This window comes from Roseomonas sp. TS2 (assembly GCF_058833935.1).
In genome coordinates this window covers 1-2414 of sequence record NZ_JCACVY010000321.1, presented here as the reverse complement: position 1 = coordinate 2414, position 2414 = coordinate 1, and the positions used below count along the sequence as shown (strand labels likewise).

The window sequence follows — 2414 nt, the reverse complement described above, 5'->3', positions numbered from 1 at the left end:
TGCGTCCGGCGGCAGCTGCCAGGTGATGCGCAGCGTGGTGGCGTTCAGCCGCGTGAAGGCGGTGGGCCGCAGCCCCATCGGCGACAGGCCACGCAGGATGCTGTCGACGGCGTGCGCATCGCGCGCGGCCTGGATCATGCGCCCGAAATAGCTGGCGTGAATGTTGTCGCCGAGCGGGCAGTCATACATCGGGCCCGAGCCGTAGAGGCCCGGGATGCCCTCCTTCAGAATCTCGTACTGCGCCTGCACCGGACGCTGGATGCCCGTGACCGTGTCGGCGTTGCCGTTCACCTGCTGGATCACGAAGGGCGGCAGGGTGGACATGCCGGCCGCCACCCGCACATCCTCGCGCAGATCCGCCTGCAGCTGGCGCAGCATGTCGAGATAGCCGGCCGTGTCGTTCTCGCCCTGGCACCAGCGGATGATCACCCGCAGCTCGCGCCCCATGCGGGCCGCGGCGCCCCGTGCCGAGGTGACGGCAGCCAGCACGTGCTGGTACTGGATCGTGCCCTTGATGAACTTGTCGATGTTCTGGCCGCCCCACCACACGGTGTGGCCGATCAGCCCGGGCGAGTGCCGATTGGCACGCCGCATCCCGGCCTCGAAAGCCGGCCCGAAGAACGTCATCGGAAAGACGTTCTCCGAGCCCGGGTTGCGGTAGGCGGAGAGCTGCAGCCGTGCGGGCGACAGCGAGATCGGCGCCTCGGCATAGGCCTGCGGCCAGTAGGAGGGATCGCCCAGCATCAGGAAGTGGTGCGGAAACTGCGGCTGCGGGATCGGCCCCAGCAGCGGCCCGCCCTGCACGCCGTTGTTGCTCTGGCCGTAGTTGATCAGCAGCACCAGCGGCGATGCGCTGTCAGCCAGCGTCTGCAGATCGTACTGGTCGGCGAGCTGCACGACATCGTAGGCGCGGCCGGTGCTGTCCTGCACCGTGCCGACGATCAGCCGAGAGTTGCGGTGCCGCCTGACATTGAAGGCGGCGATGCCGCGCAGGGTCTCCGGCGGCAGATAGCTGTCGGCCTGCAGGTCGTCGCGCGCGTCCGGCGAGAGCCGCGCCTCCACCGTGGCGTTGTCGTGGATGCCCAGCACCACGCGCTCATCCGGCGTGACGAAGCCCTGCGGGAACGACACCTGCATCGGCGCCAGCGTGACGCGGCGGATCTGGCTGTCGCCGATATGCAGGCCGAGCCAGCCGCCCTCCTGCCAGCGGAGCGGCGCATGCCCGTCCTGGTCTTCAATCAGCGGTAGCTCATCGTCGGCCACCGACATCGGCGCGAGCTGCTGTCCGTAGAGAAGGAGGGCGGCGACACCGGCCGTGCCATCATCCTCGCCGGAAATGAGCCATTTGCCGGCCTCGGTGCGCAGTCCCCAGGAATAGTCCTCCAGGCTCATCAGGTCGCCGCGCAGCAGCACGCCGGCCATGCCGAGGGTCAGATCCTCACCCAGGTCGAGCAGCGGCCGGCCGGCGGGGTCGGTGACCTCCCAGAGGTTGTCGGTGACCACGTCGGGCGCGACCATGCCGAGCACGGGCAGGGCCCGCGCGGCGGTGCTGGTGCGCTGGGCCTCGGCCAGGGCAAACGCCTTCTTCTGCCGCTCCGTGTCGCCTGTACGCACCGGCAGGCCGCCCTGGAGGCGATAGACGCCCTCCTCCGGCCCGATGGTGAAGACCACCCCCAGCGCACCCTCGCCAGCCCCTGCGGCGCTCCAGGCTGCCACCAGGGCCGCCACGCTCGGGCGCTGGGGCGCGGCGTTGAGGACCGCGGCCTCGGTGCTCTGGGCGGCGGCTTCCGTGCGCTGCCGCGCTGCCTCTGCGCTCTGCTTCGCAGCCTCCGCCTGGCCAGCACTCTCCGCTGCCGCGGCGACGGAGGGAGCGATCTCCTCGCGGGCTGCCTCCTGCGCCGCCGGGGTCGCAGCCTGGCGGGCAATCTCCTGCAGGCCCTCCACCGAGGCGTCGACGGTCTCCCGGGCCACGCGGCCGGCCTCGCTGACCACAGTCGAGGCGATGGCCTCGGCGGCCACCTGGGCCACGTCTTCGCGCAGCACACGGACCGGCAGGGCACGGCCGAGAGGAAGGCCTGCGGCGTCCTGCACGCCGACCAGCTGTTCCTGGCCAGTCAGCGCCTCCATCTCGGCCAGCTCGGTGATCAGCTGGCCGGTCAGGGTGGTGCCCTGTGGCAGCACCATCACAGCATCGGGCGCCGGCATCAGCACCGGGTTCGCCATTCGGATTCTCCTGTGAAACAGCGGGCCACGCCGAAGCGTGGCGGTCAGACGGCGTCGATGGTCAGCCAGGCCACGGCGGGACGGGGCTCGGCGCAGCGTGCCTGGATGTGCCAGCGACCCGGCTGGTCGAGCACCCAGTCGAGCCAGGCCTGACCGGCCGCGCTGTGTACGACCAGGGCGGGCGGCGCGAT

At 71.0% G+C, this 2414-nt stretch carries 1 protein-coding gene; it reads right to left on the bottom strand.

The features are described 5' to 3' along the window. Positions 1–2223 (bottom strand): sialate O-acetylesterase (locus ACZJYS_RS23995; protein ID WP_493180599.1); only part of this gene is annotated, 2223 nt, incomplete at its 3' end. Positions 2224–2414 lie beyond the last annotated feature (191 nt).